This is a genomic window from Aliirhizobium smilacinae (assembly GCF_006335145.1).
Classification (GTDB): Bacteria; Pseudomonadota; Alphaproteobacteria; order Rhizobiales; family Rhizobiaceae; genus Neorhizobium; species Neorhizobium smilacinae.
Window position 1 is genome coordinate 93,158 of record NZ_VDMN01000003.1, and the last position, 23,582, is coordinate 116,739.

The window sequence follows — 23,582 nt, forward strand, 5'->3', positions numbered from 1 at the left end:
GCGCGATGCGCAAATATTCGGTTTTCGCCATAGCCCGCGAGGCAATGCGCGCCCACAAAGGATGGGAGGCGCAGTGGACGTCTCCTGAGCCGCGTGGCGCTTACGACGTCATCATCGTCGGCGCCGGCGGCCATGGTCTGGGCGCCGCCTATTACCTTGCCAAGGAACATGGCATTACCAATATCGCGGTGATCGAAAAGGGCTGGCTCGGCGGCGGCAATACCGGCCGCAACACGACGATCATCCGCTCCAACTATCTCTATGAAGAGAGCATGGATATCTATGAGCATTCCCTGAAACTGTGGGAAGGCCTGAGCCAGGATCTCAACTACAACGTCATGTATTCGCCGCGCGGCGTGATGATGCTGTCGCACAACATCCATGACCAGCAGGTGTTCAAGCGGCATATCAATGCCAACCGGCTTTACGGCATCGACAACGAGTGGATGACGCCGGAACAGGCGAAGGCCTTCGTGCCGGTGCTGGATATTTCCAAGACTGCGCGTTACCCGATCAATGGTGCAGCACTGCAGCGGCGCGGTGGTACGGCCCGCCACGACGCCGTGGCCTGGGGTTTTGCCCGTGCGGCTGCTGATCGCGGCGTTCACATCATCCAGAATTGCGAAGTCACCGGCATCCGTCGCGGACCGGGTGGCGAAGTTCAGGGCGTCGAAACCTCGAAGGGCTTTATCGGCGCCAAGAAGGTCGGCGTTTCTGCCGCCGGACATTCGTCGGTGGTGATGGAAATGGCGGGCGTTCGCGTGCCTTTGCATTCCAACCCGCTGCAGGCGCTGGTGTCGGAGCCGTTGAAGCCGATCTTCCCTTGCGTCGTCATGTCGAACACGGTGCATGCTTATATCTCGCAGTCCGACAAGGGGGAGCTGGTGATCGGCGCCGGTACCGACCAGTATAATTCCTACAGCCAGACCGGTGGCCTGCAGATCATCACCCACACGCTGGATGCGATCTGCGAACTTTTCCCGATCTTCCGTCGCGTCAAGATGATGCGCCAGTGGGGTGGCATTACCGACAACACGCCGGATCGGTCGCCGATCCAGGGGATCACGCCGGTGCCCGGCCTGTTCCTCAATTGCGGCTGGGGCACGGGCGGGTTCAAGGCGACGCCGGGTTCGGCCAACCTGTTTGCGCATCTCATCGCCAAGGGCGAGCCGCACAAGCTGGCCTCCGGCCTGACGCTCGACCGGTTCCGCACCGGCCGCCTGATCGACGAAGCGGCCGCTGCCGCCGTTGCGCATTGAGATAGGGGATAGATAGACCAGATGCTTTTGATCCACTGCCCCTATTGCGAGGAAGACCGTTCCGAGCTGGAGTTCCGCTGGGCCGGCGAGGCGCATATCGCCCGGCCGGAAAACATCGCAGCAATCTCTGATGAGGAATTCGCCGAGTTCTTCTTCCTGCGCAACAACGAAAAGGGCCTCACCTATGAACGGTGGCGGCATATCCATGGCTGCGGGAGGTTCTTCAATGCGGCGCGCGATACGATCAGCGACAGGTTCCTGATGACATACAAGGCAGGTTTACCCAAACAGCCGGTACCGGTGGCTGAGGAGTTTGCCGCGATCGCCGAGGAGAAATCCGTCGAGACCTGGGAACAGACCGAAGGAGACGCCAGATGAGCGCTTCTTCCAATTCCGGTGCATTCCGCATCAAGGGTGCGGGCCGCCATACGCCGGCTCGCACGGCGCGCTTCACCTTTGATGGCAAGAGCTACACGGCGCTTGAGGGTGACACGGTTGCGTCCGCGCTTCTGGCGCATGGCGTCCATCTTCTCGGCCGCTCTTTCAAATATCACCGTCCGCGCGGCATCCTGACCGCAGGTCCGGAAGAGCCGAATGCGCTGCTCGACGTGTCGCGTGATGCCGCCCGCCGCCAGCCGAACGTACGTGCCACGGTGCAGGAAGTGTTCGACGGTGCGAAGATTTCGTCGCAGAACCGCTGGCCGTCGCTGAGATACGACATCGGCGCTATCAACGATGCGCTCTCGCCGTTCTTTGCTGCCGGTTTCTACTACAAGACATTCATGTGGCCGAAGGAAGCTTGGCATAAAATCTACGAGCCGATCATTCGTCGCTCAGCCGGTCTCGGTGTGGCGCCGACGGAAGACGATCCGGATCATTATGCCAGCCGTTATGTCCATTGTGACGTGCTGGTCGCCGGCGCCGGTGTGGCGGGCCTTACGGCGGCACTTTCCGCTGCCGCGACGGGCAAGACGATCATTCTCGTCGATGAGCAGCCGGAAGTCGGTGGTGCGCTGCATTACGACGCTTCGACCATGATCGGCGGCCAGAACGGTTACGACTGGGCGCAGGCCGCTGCGGCAAAGCTGAAGGCGATGCCGAATGTGACGGTGCTGACGCGCACGACCGTGTTCGGTTACTACAATCACGGCTTTCTTGGCCTCGTCGAACGCGTCACCGATCACATCTCGCGTCCGGGCAAGGATGTTCCGCGTGAGCGCCTGTGGCAGGTGCGCAGCAAACAGGTGATCCTCGCCACCGGCTCGATCGAGCGGCATATGGTGTTCGCCAACAATGACCGCCCCGGTATCATGCTGGCATCGGCTGCGCGCTCATTCCTCAATCATCACGGGGTTGCGGTCGGCAACCGTGTCGGCGTCTATACAGCGCATGATTCCGCCTATGAAGCGGCCTTCGACCTGAAACGCGCTGGTGTCTCGATCGCCGCGATCGTCGATAACCGCGACAGGCCGGGCGAGGCGGTGCTGGCGGAAGCCCGCAAGCTCGGCATCGACGTGTTGGCAGGCCATGCCGTGGTCGATACGTCCGGGCGGCTCAGGATCAATTCGATGACGGTTGCCCGCAACGGCAATTTCGATCGCCGCAAGATCAAGGTCGATGCGCTGATCGTCTCGGCCGGCTGGACGCCATCGGTGCATCTGTTTTCGCAATCGCGCGGCAAGCTGAAATTCGAAGCGGCCAGCCAGCGTTTTCTGCCGGATGTCTATGCGCAGAATTCGATCTCGGTCGGCGCCTGCAACGGCACTGATGATCTCGCCGAACTGATCGACGAGGCAATTCTGGCCGGCGGCGGCAGAGTGGCGCTTTCCGGCGAAAACCGCTTCGAATGGACCGGCGGGATGATCGGTGCGGCCGAAGGGGCAGGGCCGGAAGATGCTGTCAAGGCCTTCGTGGATTTCCAGCATGACGTGACGGCCAAGGATATTTGCCTTGCGGTGCGCGAGGGCATGCATTCGATCGAGCATATCAAGCGCTTCACCACCAATGGCATGGCATCCGACCAGGGCAAGCTTTCCAACATGCATGGCTTGGCAATCGCATCAGAAATGCTCGGCCGGCCGATCCCGCAGGTCGGGCTGACGACCTTCCGCGCGCCTTATACGCCCGTCACTTACGGCACGCTGATCAACCATTCGCGCGGCGATCTGTTCGATCCGGCGCGCAAGACGCCGATGCATGCGCTCGAAGAGGCTGAAGGTGCCGAATTCGAGGATGTCGGCAACTGGAAACGTGCCTGGTATTTTCCCAGGCGCGGCGAGGACATGCATTCCGCCGTCAACCGCGAATGCAAGACGGTGCGCGATGTGGCCGGCGTGTTCGATGCCTCGACGCTCGGCAAGATCGAGGTGGTCGGGCCGGATGCGGCGCAGTTCCTCAATCTGCTTTATACCAATGCCTGGGACACGCTGAAGCCCGGCAAATGCCGTTACGGCATCATGACCCGCGAGGATGGCTTCATCTATGACGACGGCGTCGTCGGCCGATTGGCGGAAGACCGTTTCCATGTGACGACCACGACCGGCGGTGCGCCGCGCGTGCTCAATCATATGGAAGACTATCTGCAGACGGAATTCCCGCATCTTAAGGTCTGGCTCACTTCGACCACCGAACAATGGGCCGTGATCGCGGTGCAGGGGCCGAAGGCGCGCGAGATCATCGAGCCTTTCGTCGAAGGGCAGGATCTGTCCAACGAGGCCTTCCCGCATATGAGCGTTGCGGAATGCACCGTCATGGGCGTGCCGGCGCGGCTGTTCCGCGTCTCGTTCACCGGCGAGGTCGGTTACGAAATCAACGTGCCGGCCGATTACGGTGCGGCGGTGTGGAAGGCCGTCTGGGTACGGGCCGAAAGCATGGGCGCCTGCCTTTACGGCACCGAGACCATGCATGTGCTGCGCGCCGAAAAGGGCTATATCATCGTAGGTCAGGACACGGACGGAACGGTGACGCCGGACGATGCCGGTTACGGCTGGGCGGTCTCCAAGAAGAAGGCCGATTTCGTCGGTATTCGTGGGCTCAAGCGTCCCGATCTGGCGCGCGAAGGCCGCAAGCAGCTTGTCGGTCTTTTGACCAAGGACCCGAAGGAAGTACTGGAAGAGGGTGGGCAGATCGTTGCCGATCCGAACCAGCCGAAGCCGATGACCATGCTCGGCCACGTCACTTCGTCCTACTGGTCGGAAAATCTCGGCCGGTCGATCGCCATTGCGCTGGTGGCCGGTGGGCGCGCGAAGGTGGGCGAAACGCTCTACGTGCCGATGGCGGACAAGACGATCGCTGTCGAAGTGACCGGCATGGTATTTGTCGACAAGGAAGGAGGCCGGATCAATGGCTGAGCTTGGTTCCCATATCGCAACCCGTAGCCTTCCGCTTTCCGGCGTCCATGGTGGCTCGTCCATGGTTCGGCTGGAACCGGCGGCCCCGGCCAGCCGTATTTCGCTGCGCGTACGGGCCGAGGATGTTCCGGCCTTGTCGAGCGCGCTCGGCGTCGATCTGCCGGTGAAGCCGAAGACCTCCGCTTATGCCAACGGCCGCACGGCACTCTGGCTCGGGCCGGACGAATGGCTGGTGATCGACGAAGGTGAAAGCGGGCTGATGACCGCTGCCGCCAATTCCGGCGTGCTGCATTCGGCGACGGACGTGTCTCACCGCAATACGGCGATCCTCGTTTCCGGGCCGGGGGCTGCGGCTGCCATCAATGCCGGTTGCTCGCAGGATCTGTCGCTTGACGTCTTTCCGGTCGGCGCCTGCTCGCGCACGTTGTTCGGCAAGGTGGAGATTGTGTTGCTCAGGACCGCAGAGGATGCTTTCCGGGTGGAAGTCTGGCGGTCGTTTTCCGACTATGCCTTCGGCCTTCTGTCAGAGGGCGCAAGGGACGCGGCGCTTTAGATCGGTCTACGCAATTCCGGACGCAAAACCGGTTTCCACTTTTGCTGGAATTGATTTAGGCATCGGGTCTTCGACCATAGCCTAACTTGATCTTGCCCAGGCAATATCGCACCCTCCCGGATCAAAACGGGAGGGTTTTTCATGCTGGAAATTCAATGGATTTTGCTTGGCCTTATCGCCGCGATTGCTGGCGGAGGTGTTGCGGCGAAGCTGTCCGGCATCGAGTTGTGGAAAGGCGTTTTGGTCGGCGGCGCGGCGGCGGTCGCGGCACTGCTGGCCGCTTTCGCACCCGGCATCGATCGTAACCTCACCATGCCGATGGCGGGGCTGATTGCAGCCGGGATCGCGGGTTCAGCGGTTGGGCTGACCGCGTCGCGAACCGCGCCGCTGGTGATCGGGGCAGCGGTTCCGCCACTCCTTGGTTTGCTGATGCTCGACATAGGCTGACCGGCACATCGCTCTTGCGGTCGCGCTTTTCATGTCGCTATCTGTATCCAGATAAAGCTTTGGGAGGAGCTCGTGAAGATACGTGCAGCCGTGCTGCGGCAATCGCTTGTCCTGCCGCCCTTTGCGGTCAGCCGGCCGCTGTCGATTGAAGAGCTGGATCTCGATCCTCCGGGACGCGAGGAGATCCTTGTACGCATCGGTGCGGCGGGGCTTTGCCATTCCGATCTATCCGTCATCAATGGCGATCGCCCGAGGCCGATGCCGATGGCGCTCGGCCATGAGGCTGCCGGCACGGTGGAGGCCATTGGTGCGGGCGTCCATGACCTGCTGCCGGGTGATTATGTGGTGATGAGTTTCGTGCCGAGCTGCGGTCATTGCCTTCCCTGCGCCGAAGGGCGTCCGGCGCTTTGCGTGCCCGGCGCAGACGCTAACGGCAAGGGGGTGCTGCTGTCTGGAGAACGGCGGCTGGTTTGTGACGAGGTTCCGGTCAACCATCACCTCGGCGTTTCCGGCTTTGCCACGCATGCGGTGGTGTCGCGCCACTCGGCGATAAAGATCGATCGCGAGCTTCCGTTCGCGGAAGCGGTATTGTTCGGTTGCGCGGTGCTGACGGGAGTGGGGGCGGTCGTCAACACCTGCAAAGTGCAGCCGGGACAGAGTGTCGCCGTCATCGGCCTCGGCGGTGTTGGTCTTGCCGCGGTTCTGGGCGCGCTTGCGAGCGGCGCCGAACGCGTGATCGCCATCGATCTGGCACCGGCAAAGCTCGAGGTTGCTCTTAAGCTCGGTGCCACCGACGTCTTTCTGGCTAGCGATGAGGATGTGGTGGAGAAGATCCGCGAAACGACAGGTGGTGGCGTCGATCATGCGCTTGAAATGGCCGGCTCGACCCGAGCCTTTGATCTCGCATACCGTATTACCCGCCGGGGAGGGACGACGGCCACGGCAGGCCTTGCGAACCCGGTCAGTCAGTTTGCTATCCCGGCGGTCAGTCTTGTGGCAGAGGAACGGCGCGTACTCGGTAGTTACCTCGGAGGATGCGTGCCCAGCCGCGATATCCCGCGCTTCATCGGCCTCTATCGGCGCGGAAAGCTGCCAGTGGACCGGCTTCTGTCATCGACCGGACGGCTGGAACAGATCAACGAGGCTTTCGACCTGTTGCACGAGGGCAAGGTCATTCGCCACGTGATCACCTTCGATTAGACCCCTTCGGGCCGATCCTTGGGGTCGAACTGGACGATGGTAATCCAATTGGCCGTGAGTGCCGGCTTCTTTTCGCCCTCGACCTCGACGGAGACGTCATAGCTTGTCATCAACATGCCGGCGCCGCGGAAGCGGCATTCCGACAAGGTGAAGTGTCCACGCACGCGGGCGCCCGATTTGACCGGCGACATGAAGCGGACGCGATCAAATCCGTAATTGATGCCCATTGTCTGTTCGCGGATTTTCGGCACTGTGCCGAAGTTCATCGCAGAAAGCAGGGACAAGGTCAGAAAACCATGTGCGATCGTGCCGCCGAAGGGGCTTTCCGCTGCCGCTCGCTCAGGGTCGACGTGGATGAATTGATGGTCGAGCGTGGCATCGGCGAACTGGTTGATCATCGTCTGGTCAACGGTGATCCACTCGGAGATGCCGAGTTCCTGGCCCACAAGTCCTGGCACGTCCGCCAGCGAAATCTCACGCATTCAGCACACCGTTCTTGTCGTCGTTTGAAGCATTGCCCGTGGGTCGCAGCCTCACCCTTTCAGGCAGAAGCATACGGAGCGGGAAGGAAGGAAGTTGGTCCAAGGCTTGCCGGAAATCAGATCCTGCCAGCCGCTGCCGGGCAGGTTAAACTCAGCCTCTTCATGAGCCCGGTTGAAGAGGATTGCAAGACGAGTCGAGATGCCCGATGTGCGGTCGTCTGTCTTAAGGCTCATGCCGATCAGCCGGATTTCGGCATTTTCCCAGTCGGAAACCTGCATGGGAGACCCCGATGGTGCCAGCCATTCGACATCGTCATTTCCGGTGAAGAAGTCCGTTTCGGAAAACACCGAAAAGCGCTGGCGGATTTTCGCCAGCAGCGCCGTGTGGCGGATCAGCTCCGTGTCCAGCTCTTCCCAGTCCATCCAGGTGATTTCATTGTCCTGGCAATAGGCATTGTTGTTGCCGCGCTGCGACCGGCCGGCCTCATCGCCCATGGTCAGCATGATCGTGCCACGGCTGGCAAACAGCGTTGAAAGCAGTGCGCGGACATCGCAGCGTCGGCGCTCCTGTATCGCGGAATCTGTGGTCAGGCCTTCCGCGCCGTTGTTCCAGGATAGATTTTCGTTGTGGCCGTCGCGGTTATCCTCGCCATTGGCATCGTTGTGCTTGTGCTCATGCGAGACGAGGTCGAAGAGCGTGAAGCCGTCATGGGCGGCGAGAAAGTTGACGCTGCGGGTGCGGCCGGATTTTTCGAAAATATCGGAGGAGCCTGCAAGCCGTGTCGCAAGCGCGCCGGTCATCCACTGATCGCCGCGCCAGTAACGGCGCAGGTCGTCGCGGGTGCGGTCATTCCATTCGAGGAAGGGCTCGGGGAAATTGCCGAGCTGGTAACCTCCGGGGCCGATGTCCCAAGGCTCGGCGATGAAGACGCGATCCTTCAGCAGGTCATCGGACAACATTGCTGTCAGCGTGGCGCCGTTCGGATCGAAACCTTCTGCGGTGCGTCCGACCACGGGGGCGAGGTCGAAACGGAAACCATCGATGCCTGCATGAACGACGAAATGGCGCAGCGTATCGATGATCAGTTGTCGGACGACCGGATGATCGGCTGCGACCGTGTTGCCGGTTCCGGTGTCGTTGACCAGTTCTCCCGCGTCATGCGGCAGATGGCGGTAATAGGCGAGATTGTCGAGGCCGCGCATGGACAGCGTTGCGCCATAACGGTCACTCTCACCGGTGTGGTTGAAGACGAGATCGAGGATGGTGCCGATGCCGGCTTCATGCAGTTTCGCGACGGCCTCGCGAAGCTCCGTCATGCCGCCGGGGCAGAGACGCGGATCGAGCGCCATGAAGGCCACTGGGTTGTAGCCCCAACCATTGGTGAGACCGAGCGGCGGCAGATGGCGCTCATCGATCCATGCGGTGATCGGCATGAGTTCGATTGCATCGACGCCGATCGTCTTGAGATGGGTGATGATCGCCGGATGAGCGAGTGCGGCGACGGTACCGCGAATCTCTTCCGGTATATCCGGATGCAATATGGTGAAGGGTTTGACTGCGATCTCGTAAATGAAACCACCGGTCGGCAGGAGCGGAGCCGCCTTGTCCGCCTCGGCGTCTTCCGTCACGATCGCGCGTGGAACGAGGTTGGCGGTATCCAGCTCGTAGGTGGCGAGATCGTGGTCGGCCTGGAACGGACGGTCGAGTTCCTTTGCGTAAGGATCGACCAGAAGTTTTGACGGATCGAACCACAGTCCCTTGTCCGGATCATATGGTCCGTAAGCGCGGTAGCCGTAACGTTGACCCACGCCTAGGTCTTTTACCGAGACGCGATGGATGTCGCCGGCGTCGCGAAGCATCTGGTGGCGAGCTGTTTCGTTGCCGCTTTCGGCATCGAACAGGCAGAGTTCGATTTTTTCTGCGGACGCGGACCAGACGGCGAAATCCACGCCGGTCGGAGTGAGAGTGGCGCCGAGTTTTAATGCCGTTGAAGCAGGCATGCCGTCAGACCTCTTCTCGAAAAAATGAACATCAGGCGCATGGTGTCCGCAACGGTACAATTACGAAAAAAGGCGGGGACTCGCCCTCGGGATAGGCTTCGACGTAGCCGATAGCGGCGTTGATGCTGCGATTGACAAATACGTCATTGCGCTCGTGTTCAACGGGATCGCAATGCCAATTGTCATAGGTGTGCTCGAACCTGCCGGATTGAAATACCAATAAATCTCCGCCGAGGACGCCAATCCCGCGCTTTCGAAGTTCCGCCAATGCAGAAAGAGCTTCCGGGCGGCTGAGCGCCCAGTTGCGGTGTTCAGGGAAAAGTGGCCGACCGATCGATAATATCGCGTCGATTTCGGCGGACCAGGCAATGATCATTTTGCTATCACGTAATAACCGTTGGCGCATCACGCCCTGAGCGCTTCTTCAGATCGGAGATTTCGTCGGCGACAGCGATCAGGTCGGCCAATGCTTCCTGTGTATCGATACCGTGCTTGGAAGCATCCGGCTCGTAACGTTCGACATAGACGCGGATCGTGGCGCCCGATGTGCCGGTGCCCGACAGGCGGAAGACGACGCGGCTGCCGCCTTCGAACAGCACGCGGATGCCCTGGTTCTTCGATACCGAACCGTCGATCGGATCGTGATAGGCGAAGTCATCTGCGGCGACGACCTTCAGCGAACCAAAGCTCTGGCCCGGCAGCGAGTCGAGTTTTTCGCGCAAGGCGGTGATCATGCCGTTTGCTGCGTCCGAATCCACTTCCTCGTAGTCGTGGCGGGAATAGTAGTTGCGGCCGTATTCGGCCCAATGGCTTTTGACGATTTCGGCCACGCTTTCGTTGCGGCCGGCCATGATGTTCAGCCAGAAGAGCACGGCCCAGAGGCCGTCCTTTTCGCGCACATGGTCTGAGCCGGTGCCAAAGCTTTCTTCGCCGCAGACGGTCGCCTTGCCGGCATCGAGCAGATTGCCGAAGAATTTCCAGCCGGTCGGGGTTTCATACATGCCGATGCCGAGCTTTTCCGCCACGCGGTCGGCAGCGGCGCTTGTCGGCATGGAGCGGGCGATGCCGGCGATGCCCTTGGCATAACCCGGCGCGAGCGTTGCATTGGCTGCAATGATCGCGAGGCTGTCGGACGGAGTTACGAACATGCCCTTGCCGACGATCATGTTGCGGTCGCCATCACCATCGGAAGCGGCGCCGAAATGCGGGCCGTCCTTGCTCATCACGTCGTCATAGAGTTCCTTGGCGTGGACGAGGTTCGGGTCCGGATGATGGCCGCCGAAATCCGGCAGCGGGATTGCGTTTCGGACCGAACCGTCCGGGGCACCGAGGCGGTTTTCCAGGATTTCCGTCGCATAAGGACCGGTAACCGCGCCCATCGAGTCGATGACGACGCGGACGCCGCTGGCGATCAGTGCGCGGATGGCGCTGAAGTCGAAAAGCTGTTCCATCAGCTCGGCATAGTCTGCAACCGGGTCGATCACCTCGACGGCCATACCGGCGACCTTGAACGTACCGATCTTGTCGAGATCGAGATCCGCCGTATCGGCGATCTTATAGGTGTCGATGACCTTGGAGCGGGCATAGATGGCGTCGGTGATCTTTTCCGGTGCCGGGCCGCCATTGCCGATATTGTACTTGATGCCGAAATCTTCGGTCGGGCCGCCGGGATTGTGGCTGGCGGAGAGAATGATGCCGCCGAAGGCGTGGTATTTACGAATGACATTGGAAGCTGCAGGCGTCGAGAGGATGCCGCCCTGGCCGACCATGACCTTGCCGAAACCAACCGCGGCCGCCATCTTGATCGCCTTCTGGATGACTTCGCGGTTGTAATAACGGCCATCGCCGCCGATCACCAAAGTCTTGCCTTCAAAACCTTCGAGGCTGTCGAAAATGGATTGGATGAAATTTTCCGCATAGTTCGGCTGGGCGAAAACCGGAACCTTCTTGCGCAGGCCGGACGTGCCAGGCTTCTGATCCTGGTAAGGGGTCGTTGCGACGGTCTTGATCATACTCAAATACCTTTTCTTTCAAGGATCTCGGAAAAGAGCGCGGCGTAAAGAGCTGCGCTGCGGTTCCACGAAACATCCGATTTCATGCCCTGCTTCTGGATCACAGTCCATAGCTTCTCGTCCTTATAAAGGCGTATGGCGCGACGGAGTGCGCGGGCAAGATTGTCTGTCGTCAGCGGGCCGAAGGAGATGCCGGTTGCTGCCTCGGCCGCAAGCCCCGCATGGCTTGCATCGATGACCGTATCATTGAGGCCGCCGGTGCGGGCGACGATCGGCACGCAGCCGTAGCGCAGGCCATAAAGCTGGGTGAGGCCGCAGGGTTCGAAGCGCGAGGGAATGATGATCGCGTCGCAGCCGGCCTGCATCAGATGTGAGAGCGGCTCGTCATAGGCGGCGATGATGCCGATCTTGCCGGGATGGCGAAGCGCTGCAGCGTGGAAGGCATCTTCGAGCGCCTTGTCGCCGGAGCCGAGGACCGCGAGCTTGGCACCGTGCTCTATAAGATCGTCCAGTGTTTCGGCGAGCAGATCCATGCCCTTCTGTTCGGTCAGCCGGGAGACGACGCAAAAAAGCGGCTCATCACTGGCATCGAGCGAAAACCGTTCCGCGACCAGCCGCTTGTTTTCGGCCCGCGCCTTCAGGCTGGCTGCGGAATAGGCGCTGGAAAGCAGAGGGTCGGTTTCCGGGTTCCAGACGTCGGTGTCGATGCCGTTGACGATGCCTGTGAGATCTTCGGATCGACTGTGGAGCAGGCCTTCCAGACCCATGCCGAATTCCGGGGTGAGAATTTCCTCGGCATAGGAGGGGCTCACGGTCGAGATTTCCCAGCTCGTCTGCAGCCCGGCTTTCAGGAAGGAAATCCTGCCGTAATATTCTATGCCGTCGATCGAGAAAGCATGCGGCGGCAGTTCCAGTGCGGGAAAGATTTCGGCATCGAATACGCCCTGAAAGGCGATGTTGTGGATTGTGATGACGCTCGGCAGCTCCGGCTCTGTCGCGTAACGCATATAGGCGGGAAGCATGGCCGCCTGCCAGTCGTGGACATGTACGAGATCCGGTCGCCAGCTGCCGGGTTCACCGGTCAGGCCCATTTGGGCGATGATGGCGCCAGCCTTGGACAGCGCTGCGAAACGACGCCAGTTATCCTCGTAATCCTTGCCGGTGACGTCGAGATAGGGACCACCTTGCCGGTCGAACAGTTCGGGGCAGTCGAGGATGAGAAGGTCGAGACCCTTGTGTTCAATTTCGAGGATGCGGGCTTCCGCGCCGAGCAGATCGGGAAATGTGCGGCGCAGGGTGGCGCCTTCGGCGATCCGCATCACGGCGGGATAACCCGGCATCAGGGTCTTGACGGCAATACCCTGCCTGCCCAGCGCAATCGGAAGCGCGCCGGCCACGTCGGCCAGCCCGCCCGTCTTCACCAGAGGATAGACTTCGGAAGCGACCGAGAGGACCTGCATCACAAATCCAACTTGTCGATCATCTTCTGGGTTATCAGGCAGATGCCGCTTTCGGTGCGGCGGAAGCGTTTCGCGTCGAGTTCCGGATCCTCGCCGACGATCAGCCCTTCGGGGATGGTGACGCCATGATCGATGACGACATCGCGAAGCTGGGCGCGGCGGCCGATCCTGACATTCGGCAGCACGACGGCGCCTTCGAGCTTCGAATACGAATTGGCCCGCACGCCGGTGAAGAGCAGGCTGCGATTGAGAGATGAACCGGAGATGATGCAGTCACCGGAAATGACGGAGGAGGTCGCCGAGCCACGGCGCTTTTCGTCGTCGTGGACGAACTTTGCCGGTGCGGTGATTTCCGCATAGGTCCAGATCGGCCAGGACTTGTCGTAGAGGTCGAGGCCGGGAACGATTTCGGTCAGGTCGATATTGGCCTGCCAATAGGCGTCGATCGTGCCTGCATCGCGCCAGTAGGGTTCGCGTTCGTAGTCGGAGCGGACGCAGCTGTCGGCGAAGCGGTGAGCAACCGCCTTACCGTGTTCGACGATATAGGGAATGATGTCCTTGCCGAAATCGCGGCTGGAGCCGGCGACTTCAGCATCACGTTTCAGGGCCTCGATCAGGAATTTCGTGTGAAAAACGTAGATGCCCATCGAGGCGAGGGCAAAATTCGGATTGCCGGGAATGCCCGGCGGATCGGCCGGCTTCTCGACGAAATCGATGATCTCGTCCTTCTCGTTGACATGCATGACGCCGAAGCCGGTCGCTTCCATGCGCGGCACTTCCAGGCAACCGACGGTGACGTCGGCACCGGAGTTGACGTGCTGTTGCAGCATCAACTCGTAGTCCATCTTGTAGACATGGTCGCCCGCCAGGATGACCATGTATTCGGTGGCATAACCCTCGATGATGTCGATGTTTTGGAAGACGGCATCGGCGGTGCCTTCGTACCACTGCGTCTCGGAGACGCGTTGGGAGGCGGGCAGGATATCGAAGCTTTCGTTTCGCTCGGGGCGGAAGAAGTTCCAGCCGCGCTGCATGTGGCGGATGAGCGAGTGGGCCTTGTACTGGGTGGCGACGCCGATGCGGCGAATGCCCGAGTTCAGGGCATTGGAAAGGGCGAAATCGATGATGCGGGCCTTGCCGCCGAAATAGACGGCGGGCTTGGCGCGCCGGTCGGTCAGTTCCTTGAGGCGGCTTCCGCGTCCTCCGGCCAGAACATAGGCCATGGCATCACGCGACAGGGGCTGGATGCGTTGTTTATCGTTCATGATTCTCCTCCCTTATATATTTTCTGCCAGTTCCAGCATGATCGTCGCCAACGGTGGCAAAGTCACGTCCGCCCAGATGCTGCCTCCCGCATCCACGGCCTGAACCTTGCCTCCATTGCCCTTGCCGCTGCCGCCATATATCTCGGCATCGGTGTTGAGAACCTCCCGCCATTTTCCCGCATGCGGCAAAGGCAGCCGATAGTTTGCGCGATAGACCGGGGTGAAATTGGTGATGACGGCGACCGGCTTTTCGCCCGGTGCCATGCGCAGCCAAGCGAAGACGGAATTGTCCGCATCATCGACGACCAGCCAACGAAAGCCTTCGCCCTCGCAATCGCGGGCATGGAGGGCCGGCTTGGAGCGGTAACAGAAATTGAGGTCTCGCACGAGGCGCCGTATGCCTTCGTGTGGATGGTAGGCCAACAAGTTCCAATCGAGCGATTTTTTCTCGCTCCACTCGCTCCACTGGGCGAATTCCTGGCCCATGAACAGCAGCTTCTTGCCCGGATAACCCCACATGAAGCCGTAATAGGCGCGCAGATTGGCGAACTTCTGCCAGTCATCTCCGGCCATCTTGGCGATCAGCGATCCCTTGCCGTGGACCACTTCGTCATGGCTGAGCGGAAGGACGAAGTTTTCGGCAAAGGCGTAGACGAGGCCGAAGGTGATGGCGTTGTGGTGATGCTTGCGGTGCACGGGTTCGCGCGCGAGATAGCTCAGCGTGTCGTGCATGAAACCCATGTTCCACTTGAAGCCGAAACCGAGCCCGCCTTCATGCACCGGAGCCGAGACCTTGGGCCATGAGGTGCTCTCTTCGGCGATCGTCATCACGCCGGGATGCGCGCCATAGGAGAGCGAATTCATCTTTTGCAGGAAACGGACGGATTCAAGATTTTCCCGGCCGCCGTATTCGTTGGGGATCCATTCGCCTTCGCGACGTGAATAATCGAGGTAGAGCATCGAGGCGACGGCATCGACGCGTAGGCCATCCAGATGGTATTTTTCCGCCCAGTAAAGGGCGTTGTTGATCAGGTAGGACAGGACCTCGACGCGACCGAAATTGTAGATCGCCGTGTTCCAGTCGGGGTGGTAGCCCTGACGCGGATCGGCATGTTCATAGAGTGCCGTTCCGTCGAAATTGCGCAGGCCGTGGGCGTCCGTCGGGAAATGTGCCGGGACCCAGTCGAGAATGACGCCGATGCCGACCTTGTGGGCACCATTGACGAAGCGGGCAAACCCTTCCGGCTCGCCGAAACGGGCCGACGGTGCGTAAAGGCCGGTCGTCTGGTACCCCCAGGACGGATCATAGGGATGTTCGGTGATCGGCAGGAACTCGATATGGGTGAAGCCCATCTCGACGCAATAGGGGATGAGGCGGGAAGCAAGCTCGTCCCAGGAGAGGAACGTCCCGTCGTCCCGGCGTTGCCATGATCCCGCATGGACCTCGTAGATGGAGATCGGCTGGCGTCGGTGGTCCGCCTTTTCCCAGAATTCCCGGTGGGCATCATCCTCCCATACCTGGGAGAGTTCCGGTGCCGTCACCGAGGCCGTCTTCGGCCGCATCTCGGCGCGGCGAGCAAAGGGGTCGGCCTTCAGAGGCTGCAGCTTGCCGTCCTTGCCGATGATCTCGAACTTGTAGGCTGCACCGGCTGGAACGTCGGGTGCAAAAATTTCCCATATGCCGGTGTCCTGGCGCAGCCTCATGACGTGCCGACGGCCATCCCAATTGTTGAATTCGCCGACTACGGAGACCCGTTTGGCATTCGGCGCCCATACGGCGAAGTGAAAGCCATCGACACCTTCATGCTTGATCGGGTGGGCGCCCATCCTGTCGAAAAGCCTCAAGTGCGAGCCTTCGCGAAGCAGGTAATCATCCATCGGCCCGAGAACCGGACCGAAGGAATAGGGGTCCGTCACCGCCCATTCGACGTCGCCACGCTCGGCACGGTATCGGATCGGCTGCAGTTGGGCGGCATCGACCAGACCTTCGAAATAACCCGCCTCATGGCGCAAGGTCAGTTCGCCGAGTTCCGCGCCGCTGAGAGACAGGACCGTTACTTCCTCCGCGCCGGGAATGAAGCAGCGGGCACGGTATTTTTCGCCGAGCTTGTGAAGTCCAAGCACGGCGAAAGGGTTTGTATGCCTGCCTGCCAGAATCGCCTCGATCTCGGACAACGGGATTTCTCCAGGAGATCTTCCGTCATCGAGCGCACTCGGCGATTTTGTCATCAGGCTCTCCAGATTTCCGACGCGTACTGGCGGATTGTGCGGTCCGAAGAGAACCAGCCCATCCGGGCGGTATTGCGAATTGTCTTTGAATACCAAGATTTAGGGTCGGTCCAGATTTGGTCAACGGTGCGCTGTGCCGCAGCATAGGCATCGAAGTCGGCGGCGACCATAAACCAGTCGTGGTTATAGATGCCGTCGATCAATTCCTGGCAGCGCGACCGATCGTCCGGCGAGAAGACACCCGAGGCGATGGCGTTCAGCGCCTGTGCAAGTTCGGGCGACTTTTCGATCAAGGCGCGGGGATTATGCCCGTCGGTGCGCACCTTCGCCACTTCGTCCGCGGTCAGGCCGAAGATGACGATGTTGTCCTTGCCGACATGCTCCAGCATCTCGACATTGGCGCCGTCGAGCGTGCCGATGGTCAGCGCACCGTTCAGGCCGAACTTCATGTTGCCGGTGCCGGATGCTTCCATGCCGGCGGTCGAGATCTGCTCCGACAGGTCGGCGGCAGGTACGATCGTCTCTGCCAGCGAGACGTTGTAGTTCGGCACGAAGACGACCTTCAACAGGCCGCGCACGGAGGGGTCGTTGTTGATGACGCGGGCGACGTCGTTGGCCAGCTTGATGATCAGCTTGGCGTTGTGGTAGCTCGGCGCCGCCTTGCCTGCGAAGAGTTTAACGCGCGGCACCCAGTCCAGTTCGGGATGCGAGCGGATCTGGTCGTAGAGGGCGACGGCTTCGACGATGTTGAGAAGCTGCCGCTTGTATTCATGGATGCGCTTGATCTGGATATCGAACAGGGCAGACGGATCGAGCCGGATGCCCATACGGCTACCGACGAGATTGGCAAGCGCCACCTTGTTCGTCCGCTTCACGGCGGCGAATTTTTCCTGGAAGCTCGCGTCGTCGGCGAACTTGTCCAGTTCGACCAGCGCTTCGGTATCGTCGAGGAACTTGTCTCCGATCGCATCGCGAATGAGAGAGGTGAGACCCGGGTTACACTGCATCAGCCAGCGGCGAGGAGTGATGCCGTTGGTCTTGTTGTTGATGCGCGTCGGATAGAGCGTGTGCAGGTCGGCGAATACCGTAACCTTCATCAGGTCGGTATGCAGTGCCGAGACGCCGTTTACCGAATGCGACCCGATGAAAGCAAGGTTGCCCATGCGCACGCGACGCTCGCCGCCTTCGTCGATCAGCGAGATCGAGCGAGCTTGGGTGTCGGAGAACTGTTTCTCCTTGCGGGCCTCGAGCAGGATCTTGGTATTGATCGCGTAGACGATCTGCATGTGCCGTGGCAAGAGGCGTTCAAAGAGCGGCACCGGCCATGTTTCCAGCGCTTCCGGCAGAAGCGTGTGGTTGGTGTAGGAGAAGGTCTGGCGGACGATTTCCCAGGAGACGTCGAAATCCATGCCGTGAATATCGACCAGGAGACGCATCAGCTCGGCGATCGATATCGCCGGATGGGTGTCGTTCAGCTGGATCGCGACCTTCTCGTGAAGGTTGGTGAAATCCGGATATTGTTGCAGGTGACGACGCAGGATGTCCTGCAGCGATGCCGACGAGAAGAAAAATTCCTGACGCAGACGCAGTTCCTGACCGGCCGGGTTGGCGTCGGCCGGGTAAAGAACACGGGTGAGCGATTCCGCCTTGTTGCTTTCGCGCAAAGCGCCGATGTGATCGCCGGCATTGAATGCGTCGAGCAGGATCGGGTCGATCGGCTGTGCCGACCAGAGGCGCAGCGTGTTGACGCGGTTGCCGCGCCAGCCGACGATCGGCGTGTCGTAGGCCATGGCGATGACGCGCTCGGCCGGCTTCCACACATAACGTGGCGTATCTTCGTAATCGCCGACGGTTTCGACCGAGCCGCCGAAGCCGATTTCGTAGGAGCTTTCGCGCCGTTCGAATTCCCAGGGGTTGCCGTGGGCAAGCCAGGTTTCCGGCAGTTCGACCTGCCAGCCGTCAGCCATCTGCTGGCGGAACAGGCCGTGGATATAACGGATGCCGTAGCCATAGGCCGGAATATCGACGGTCGCCATCGATTCCATGAAACAGGCAGCGAGACGGCCGAGGCCGCCATTGCCGAGCGCCGCATCGGGTTCGAGCCCCGCGATCACCGACACATCGACGCCGAGCGAGGACAGCGCGTCGCGGATTTCGGCCATCAGTCCGAGATTGCTGACCGCATCGCGCATCAGCCGGCCGATCAGGAATTCCAGCGACAGATAATAGACGCGCTTCTGGCCGGTTCGGTAGGCTTGGCGCGTACTCTCCATCCATCGATCGATGATCCGATCCCGGACGACCAGAATGGTGGCCGTCAGCCAGTCATGCGGCTTGGCCACCTTGGCGTCCTTGCCGATGCGGTAGGTCAGGCGCTCGATGATTTCTTCCGCCATGATCTCTGGGCGGGAGCTGCGCGGGGATGGATAGGGAATTTCGACGGGGGGAGTTGTGTTGTTCATATAGTCGCCAATTGTTCTCGGTTGAGCGGGTGGAGGAATGTCCGATTCAGTCGATATGGCAGAATGTTACCGGCACAGTTATGCACCGATGTGAACGCCTTGCAACGGACGAATTGAAGATGGTTGTTGGAGGGGAACTATAGAGATCAACCCAAAACGTAGAAACCCCGCGGTTGCGGGGTTTTGGTTGAGTTGAGGTTTCGGCAATTGACTGCCGCGTTACCTTTCTGCGACTGGTTATTGCGTAAGCAGGGTCTTGCTGGCACTCGCTTCTTCGCCGATTGCCTTGAATGCATCCAGCAGGTCCGACATGCTTTCTGCCGCATAATAGTATCCTGCGCCGCTTGAGCATTTGTTCAGAAGTGTTTGACCTGCCGTTGGCGCCATGAATGCTATCGAATAAATCTTGATGCCGGCTGCCTTGGCGGATGTGCATGTCGTCAACGTATTGGTGTTGGACGAATCTTTGTTATTCGAGCCATCAGTCATAAAGACTATGTATTTCGTCAGCTTTGTGTTTCCAGCGTCACTCTGAATTTTACTTTCAGAGCCGTTGCCGGTTGTATTAAGATTATCGAATGCCTTCTTCATCGGCGCATACGATTCGGTGTTTCCACCCGCAGACATGGTGTTGATGACATCAGTTCTGGTTTTCGTCGTCCCCCAAGCAAAAGTGCTTGAATCTTGGATTGTACCGCTCCACGCGATCGCGTTCGTGCGGACAAATTTGGACTTCGGGTCTGCCTTGTCGAGCTGATCCAGCAGGAGATTGGCGGCGGTCTTGAGAGCGTCAATTTTCTTAACGTAGCACGGATAAGTGGCCTTGATCGGGCTTCCGCCAGTGTCGTACTGCTGGCAGCTTGTTGCCGGTTTGATCTGCTCACCGGTATTAGCCAACATCGATCCGGATTCGTCCAGCACGAGTGTCATCGACAGTGCGCTTTTCGTCTCGCTGATACCGCTTGTCGTCGAGCTGCTGGCGGCGATCGGTGTAGACGTCTTTCCGAAGAAAGACATGAAAGGTGTCAGGGTGAGAGTGTAGCCGGAAGCGACCTGAATATCGTAGCGTTTCCCATCCGATGTCGTCGTTGTCGTGATTGTCGCGGTGATCGATTTGGCAATGTCGTTCGCAACGTCGGAAGTGACTGAGTTTGCCATCTGGCCTTTGATGAAATTCGAAGCCAGTTTTTTGGCGCCGTCTTCAGTGGCGGACGAATCCTGTGCCATGTAAGTGGCGACAGCCAGGGTTGCTGCGTCGGTTGCCTCTTGAAGATCGCGTTTGGAGCGCATCATGTTCGATACATCAACCGCCAGTCCTCCTGCGCCAATCAGCACCGGCAACAGGATTGCGGTTATTATGCCGAAGTTTCCACTCCGGTCAGCTGACAGTCGCTTAAGCATGGACATGGTCTGATCGCCCCGATCGATGTTTGCGCCATACAAACATTCGCAGGCGAAACTACTCGGGAGGTTGCGAAGGATCGTCTAAAGAAACCTATCGCATTTTATCGATCTGCCAAAATCAGCGCCAAAACGGGTCTACTTGACCGGAATCACGTCAACCGCCTGATCGATCTTCTGATTTCCGTAACCTTTAATGACCCCGATCACGGGTGCCACGTCGGAATAGTCACGTCCGTAACCGACGACGATATGATCGCTGCCGGCGGCAATGTCGTTGGTCGGGTCGAGCTCCACATATCCAACAGCATCGCCACACCAGACGCGCACCCAGGCATGCATCGCGTCGGCGCCTTCCAGTCGTTCCTTGCCGGCTGGCGGAATGGTTCGCAGGAAGCCTGAGACATAGCCTGCGGGAATGCCGAGGCTTCTGAGCGCCACGATCATCACATGGGAGAAATCCTGGCAGACGCCGCGCTTCAGCTTGAAGGCTTGCTTCGGTGTCGTGTCCACCGTCGTTGCTTCGGCATCGTATTTGAAATCCCTGTGAATGCGGGTGCAGAGGGCGGTGGCGATCTCGCGCGCGGTCTGGCCCGGCTTCAGGGTCTCGCGCGCATAGGCCGCGATTGACGGCTCTTCGGGCAATCTCGGGCTGGCACCGGTCAGATGGTGGGGTGAGGACGGATCGACCGACCAGACGTCGGCCAGTTCCTTGCGGAGCTCTTCAAGCGGCGGTGAAAGATCGGCGGTCATCGTCGGGGCCTCGACCATGACGCGCGCCTGCATACGGATATCCAGCCGCTCATGGGGAGCACGGACAAGCACGGACGTAGCCTGTTGACCGAAGAAATCGATGAAGGTGACTTTTTCGTCCGTCGCAGGCGATACCGTGACCGAACCGACGATCAGACGCTGACGATCCGGCAGGGAAAGGGGAAGGACGCGAATGACATGGCGGGCGCCGAAGGCCGGGGCGTCATAGGCGTAGCCCATGTGGAGAGAGAGGTCGTAGAGCATTCGTCGTTCCTCTCCTGTCGATCAGCTGAAATAGGTCTGGCCGAGAATATCGGAGAGTTTTTCCAGATCATTCTCCAATCGGCGGTAGACATCCTCGTTCATCGTTTCCGGCGTCATCACCGCAAGTCCGGAATGAAGGCGCATGGCCTCGCGGTAGAAGGGCGACATCTGGCCGTTGACGAAGGCGTTCGGCAGTTTTTCCACCTCGTTGCGGATCTCGTTGAGCTGGAACAGAATCGAGCGTGGGTTGAGCGGATCGAGCGCCAGCAGGTCGTTGACCGTCAGCCTTGCGGTATTGACGTTGTAGCGGCGCCGGTGGGTCATGACGCTGTCGCCGATCTCGAGCAACATGTCGAGCGCGCCATCGGGCGCATCCGGGCCGGAGAGGTGGGCAAGCAACCGCGTCATGTGCAGGGCGCGCTCCAGATGACGCCCGATCGACAGGAAACGCCAGCCGGTGAAGCGGTACATGTTTTCATGCACGAGGCCGGCAAAACCTGCGAGCTTGCGCAAGAGAATGGTCGAGGCGTGGGCCGCGTCATCTCCCGGCTGTGCCGCTTCATGAAAACGCTTGGTGGTCTTGGCGAGATCGGTCAAGGCCAGCCAGCCATCCGGCGAAAAACGGTCGCGGATATTGCTTGCCGAATAGATGGCGCTGTTGATGTTGGCGAGCAACGGCGCAGGCACGGCCTTCGCCATGTCCATGTCGATCGACTTCAAATAAAGCGTGACATCGGCAAGCAGCGGCGCGTCGGGATTGGCCGATTCCGCGTAGCGCAAGTGCCAGGCGCGCAGGATGCGCAGCGCCCCTTCGGCCCGCTCGATATAGCGGCCAAGCCAGTAGAGATTGTCGGCAGCGCGGCTCGGCAGCGAGCCCGGCATGGTGCGGGTGAAACTTTCTTCCGGCGGCAGAAGCGTCGATTTCGAGACCGGCTTGTCGGAGACGATCCACACATCGGCCGCAGCACCACCGGATTGCATGGCGATCGCCGCCACATCATCACCGGAGCCGATACGGGCGAAGCCGCCGGGCATGATCTCCCAGCCGTTTTCCGTACGGGCGGCAAAGACGCGCAGCGACATCGGCCTTGGCGTCAGCTTGCCGTCCACCCAGGCAGGCGTCGTCGAGAGCGTGACGACTTCCTGGCCGACGAGTTTTGCGCCTTCGCTGGCAAGCCAGTCACCGACCGTCTCTTTCGCGGTCTCGCGCAGCGACGAACCGAGCACGGACTGGCTGTTGTCGTCGAAGAAGGGCAGGCGGGAATAGGCGGGGCCGATGACCATGCGCTCGATGTTTTTTGCCACATGTTCCCGCTCGGACTGCTGGCCGCACCACCAGGTGGCGATCGAGGGCAGGATCGGGTCTTCTCCCAGCAGATGGCGGCAGATGGTGGGCGCGAATGCGAGAAGCGCGCGCGTTTCAAGGATGCCGGAACCTAACGCGTTGACCAGCGTCAGCGAACCGGACCGGAGCGCCTGCACCATGGCGGGCGTGCCGATATGGGAGTTCTGGTCGAGTTCGAGCGGATCGGCATAGGACGCATCGAGACGGCGCCAGAGCACGCCGACGGGCTTCAAGCCAGCGACGGTGCGTACCATGACGCGGTTGTTGACGACCGTCAGGTCCTCGCCTTCGAGCAGCATGAAACCGAGATAACGGGCTATATAGGCATGCTCGAAATAGGTCTCGTTGGCCGGGCCGGGAGACAATACGGCGATGCGGTCATCCGGATATTGCTTGCGGGACTGTAGTGCATCGCGGAATGCGCCGAAGAAAGAGGCGAGGCGGTGGACGTGGGTCTCGCCGTATATGTCGGAGAAGGAGCGGGTCGTGGCGACGCGGTTTTCGAGCGCGAAACCGGCACCCGAGGGCGCCTGGGTGCGGTCGGCAAGAACCCACCAGTTGCCATCGGGTCCGCGGCCGATCTCGAAGGAGCAGAAATGCAGGTAGTGGCCACCGACCGGCTTTACCCCGACCAGCGGGCGCAAAAATTCCGGATTGGCTGCGATCAGCTGCGGCGGTAGGAAACCTTCCTGCACCAGCCGGTTCTCGCCGTAGATATCGGCGATCATTGCTTCGAGCAGATCGGCACGCTGCTGCAGGCCGCGCGAGACGGTTTCCCACTCCCGGCCGTCGATCAGCACGGGGATGTGCGACAGCGGCCAGTTGCGCTCTCCGGTTCCACTGGCGCCCGGGCCGCCATAGGTTCTGTAGAAGACGCCGGCGTCGCGCAGATAACGGTCGGCGCGGGCAAAACGTTCGTGCAGGTCGCCTTCCGACAGGCGGCTGAGATGGTCGATGAGGTTCTGCCAGACCGGCTTGATTTCACCACGCGCATCGAGCATTTCATCGGCGATGCCGGGCAACGCGGCATAACCGAGGATCGGATCGTTTTCGATCTCCTCATCCATGCGGCGTTCGCTTGCCGGTCCTGTGCTCAATT

At 60.3% G+C, this 23,582-nt stretch carries 17 protein-coding genes; 6 read left to right on the plus strand and 11 right to left on the minus strand.

Annotated features, from left to right (window positions below):
• Positions 1 to 5 precede the first annotated feature (5 nt).
• The 6 genes from FHP24_RS15165 to FHP24_RS15190 all read left to right on the plus strand — a co-directional run bounded on the left by FHP24_RS15165 (position 6) and on the right by FHP24_RS15190 (position 6,809).
• Positions 6 to 1,259: a sarcosine oxidase subunit beta family protein gene (locus FHP24_RS15165; RefSeq protein ID WP_139677076.1), complete on the plus strand. Its 1,254-nt coding sequence runs from the start codon at positions 6 to 8 to the stop codon at positions 1,257 to 1,259.
• A 21-nt stretch (positions 1,260 to 1,280) separates the two neighbouring features.
• Positions 1,281 to 1,637: a sarcosine oxidase subunit delta gene (locus FHP24_RS15170; protein WP_139677077.1), complete on the plus strand. Its 357-nt coding sequence runs from the start codon at positions 1,281 to 1,283 to the stop codon at positions 1,635 to 1,637.
• The gene (locus FHP24_RS15175; RefSeq protein WP_139677078.1) at positions 1,634 to 4,609 is read left to right on the plus strand and encodes a sarcosine oxidase subunit alpha; all 2,976 of its coding nucleotides are present in this window, start codon (positions 1,634 to 1,636) and stop codon (positions 4,607 to 4,609) included. Before FHP24_RS15170 ends, FHP24_RS15175 begins: the two co-directional genes overlap by 4 nt.
• Positions 4,602 to 5,162 carry a sarcosine oxidase subunit gamma gene (locus FHP24_RS15180; protein WP_139677079.1) on the plus strand — a complete coding sequence of 187 codons (561 nt, stop codon included), beginning with the start codon at positions 4,602 to 4,604 and terminating at the stop codon, positions 5,160 to 5,162. Before FHP24_RS15175 ends, FHP24_RS15180 begins: the two co-directional genes overlap by 8 nt.
• A 141-nt stretch (positions 5,163 to 5,303) precedes the next feature.
• Positions 5,304 to 5,609, plus strand: coding sequence for a hypothetical protein (locus FHP24_RS15185; protein ID WP_139677080.1), 306 nt, complete (start codon positions 5,304 to 5,306; stop codon positions 5,607 to 5,609).
• Positions 5,610 to 5,681: 72 nt separating this feature from the next.
• Positions 5,682 to 6,809: a zinc-dependent alcohol dehydrogenase family protein gene (locus tag FHP24_RS15190; RefSeq protein ID WP_139677081.1), complete on the plus strand. Its 1,128-nt coding sequence runs from the start codon at positions 5,682 to 5,684 to the stop codon at positions 6,807 to 6,809.
• Here the strand turns inward: FHP24_RS15190 and FHP24_RS15195 are convergent.
• The 11 genes from FHP24_RS15195 to FHP24_RS15245 all read right to left on the minus strand — a co-directional run bounded on the left by FHP24_RS15195 (position 6,806) and on the right by FHP24_RS15245 (position 23,550).
• Entirely contained in the window at positions 6,806 to 7,291 is a 486-nt protein-coding gene (locus FHP24_RS15195) for a MaoC family dehydratase (RefSeq protein WP_139677082.1), read from the minus strand. The genes FHP24_RS15190 and FHP24_RS15195 overlap by 4 nt on opposite strands.
• A 51-nt stretch (positions 7,292 to 7,342) precedes the next feature.
• Complete coding sequence (glgX, locus tag FHP24_RS15200) at positions 7,343 to 9,292, minus strand: glycogen debranching protein GlgX (RefSeq protein ID WP_139677083.1); 1,950 nt, start codon at positions 9,290 to 9,292, stop codon at positions 7,343 to 7,345.
• Between the two features lie 31 nt (positions 9,293 to 9,323).
• Positions 9,324 to 9,668, minus strand: a complete 345-nt coding sequence (gene imm40, locus FHP24_RS15205) for an Imm40 family immunity protein (protein ID WP_180356016.1) — start codon at positions 9,666 to 9,668, stop codon at positions 9,324 to 9,326.
• Positions 9,669 to 9,675: 7 nt separating this feature from the next.
• Positions 9,676 to 11,304 (minus strand): alpha-D-glucose phosphate-specific phosphoglucomutase, encoded by a 1,629-nt coding sequence (locus FHP24_RS15210; RefSeq protein WP_139677085.1) that lies wholly within the window; start codon positions 11,302 to 11,304, stop codon positions 9,676 to 9,678.
• Between the two features lie 2 nt (positions 11,305 to 11,306).
• Positions 11,307 to 12,764: a glycogen synthase GlgA gene (gene glgA / locus FHP24_RS15215; protein WP_139677086.1), complete on the minus strand. Its 1,458-nt coding sequence runs from the start codon at positions 12,762 to 12,764 to the stop codon at positions 11,307 to 11,309.
• Positions 12,764 to 14,029 (minus strand): glucose-1-phosphate adenylyltransferase, encoded by a 1,266-nt coding sequence (glgC, locus tag FHP24_RS15220; RefSeq protein ID WP_139677087.1) that lies wholly within the window; start codon positions 14,027 to 14,029, stop codon positions 12,764 to 12,766. The genes glgA and glgC overlap by 1 nt, the downstream gene beginning before the upstream one ends.
• Before the next feature lie 12 nt (positions 14,030 to 14,041).
• The gene (gene glgB / locus FHP24_RS15225) at positions 14,042 to 16,258 is read right to left on the minus strand and encodes a 1,4-alpha-glucan branching protein GlgB (RefSeq protein ID WP_139677088.1); all 2,217 of its coding nucleotides are present in this window, start codon (positions 16,256 to 16,258) and stop codon (positions 14,042 to 14,044) included.
• Positions 16,258 to 18,720: a glycogen/starch/alpha-glucan phosphorylase gene (locus FHP24_RS15230; protein ID WP_139677089.1), complete on the minus strand. Its 2,463-nt coding sequence runs from the start codon at positions 18,718 to 18,720 to the stop codon at positions 16,258 to 16,260. The genes glgB and FHP24_RS15230 overlap by 1 nt, the downstream gene beginning before the upstream one ends.
• Before the next feature lie 237 nt (positions 18,721 to 18,957).
• Complete coding sequence (locus tag FHP24_RS15235) at positions 18,958 to 20,127, minus strand: vWA domain-containing protein (RefSeq protein WP_139677090.1); 1,170 nt, start codon at positions 20,125 to 20,127, stop codon at positions 18,958 to 18,960.
• Between the two features lie 132 nt (positions 20,128 to 20,259).
• A complete protein-coding gene (locus FHP24_RS15240; protein WP_139677091.1) occupies positions 20,260 to 21,138 on the minus strand; it encodes a transglutaminase family protein in 879 nt (292 codons plus the stop codon).
• 21 nt (positions 21,139 to 21,159) lie between these two features.
• Positions 21,160 to 23,550, minus strand: coding sequence for a circularly permuted type 2 ATP-grasp protein (locus FHP24_RS15245; RefSeq protein WP_139677582.1), 2,391 nt, complete (start codon positions 23,548 to 23,550; stop codon positions 21,160 to 21,162).
• Positions 23,551 to 23,582: the final 32 nt, after the last annotated feature.